The sequence below is a fragment of the Autumnicola edwardsiae genome (genome assembly GCF_031846505.1).
GTDB classification, from domain to species: Bacteria; Bacteroidota; Bacteroidia; order Flavobacteriales; family Flavobacteriaceae; genus Autumnicola; species Autumnicola edwardsiae.
Genome location: NZ_JAVRHP010000275.1, coordinates 1 through 795 on the forward strand (window position 1 = coordinate 1; position 795 = coordinate 795).

Below are 795 nucleotides of genomic sequence, written 5' to 3' on the forward strand. Positions count from 1 at the left end.
CTTTTTTATGGAATGTCGCCTGCGCTGATTGCTCTTCTAAAAGGGCCAACAACTGTTGTTTTGAAAGGGTTTCCAGGGATTTTTCCATAGCATAAAAGTACGGATTTCCCTGCTTTATTACAACAATTATTTTGTGTTTTTATCAGTAAAATCAAGGGCTTCGGGAGGATTATACCGGCTAAGGTGACGCAGCTTTTCCGCCTTGATTCCCTCGATCATCAGCACCAGCTGACTCCAACTAACACTACCTGACTCAAGCATTTTAGGAAGCGAAAATGTTCCTTTCTCAAGACGTTTATAATAAATTACAAAACCCCCGGATTCCCAGTGCAGAAGTTTGATATGAGTAGCCCGGCGGTTGATGAATATAAAAACATCGCCACTGATGGGATCCTTTCCCATCTGAGCGGTAACCAATCCCGATAGGCCATGGAAACCCTTTCTCATATCGCAGGCCTGGTTATAAAGGTAATATCGGTTGGAGGAACTTAAACTGAACATGGGACTACAAGTTTACCAGGGCTGCTAGTTGATTCAAACCAATACCACTGACTTCTAGCTGTACTCCATTAGGATATTTTAGTCGATAATGAGCGTGGAAGGAATCCGTTTTACCCGGGGTGATCTCTACAAATCCATCTGAAGCTTCCGATTTGCTGTTCTTCCATTTTTTGAACCAGTAATAAAAATTACTCCGAATGATTCCATGATGGTGACAAAAATCTTTTTTACTTAAACCACTAACTTCCCATTCCTGAATTAACTCAAACATATAGGCTTGCTTGTCCATCTCTT

2 protein-coding genes are annotated in these 795 nt (G+C 41.3%); both read right to left on the reverse strand.

Translation table 11 applies throughout. The features are described from left to right. Positions 1-126: 126 nt before the first annotated feature. Positions 127-501: an IS66 family insertion sequence element accessory protein TnpB gene (gene tnpB, locus RM529_RS17615; RefSeq protein WP_311486038.1), complete on the reverse strand. Its 375-nt coding sequence runs from the start codon at positions 499-501 to the stop codon at positions 127-129. A gap of 4 nt (positions 502-505) precedes the next feature. Beyond that, the coding region (tnpA, locus tag RM529_RS17620; RefSeq protein ID WP_311486039.1) for an IS66 family insertion sequence element accessory protein TnpA at positions 506-795 on the reverse strand (290 nt) is incomplete at its 5' end.